1 protein-coding gene is annotated in these 281 nt (G+C 67.6%); it reads right to left on the reverse strand.

The annotated features are described in order from the left end of the window. On the reverse strand, window positions 1-281 hold a 281-nt coding region (locus ACYSM9_RS21950; protein WP_461859055.1), incomplete at both ends, for an L-serine ammonia-lyase, iron-sulfur-dependent, subunit alpha.

Below are 281 nucleotides of genomic sequence, written 5' to 3' on the forward strand. Positions count from 1 at the left end.
GGCGTTCTCCTCGTTCACCGCCAACGCCACCAGGTTCACCCACTCCTGCCAGTACCTCGGGTCATGGAACTCCCAGTCCGCGAAATCCAGGCCTTGGCTGTCGTCGCCGGGGCGGGCGCATTCCTTTTTCAGCCGGTCGAACCAGCCAGGGGCGCGGCGGCGGACCTTCAACCCGCCCGGCAACACCCCCTCGCGTTTCAGGCTGGTCTGCACACAGGCTTCCATCACGGACCAGATGTGCAGCAGCCCGGCCCGGATCTCCTCCCCGGTCCGGGAGGCCT

Source organism: Arthrobacter sp. C152 (assembly GCF_054890965.1).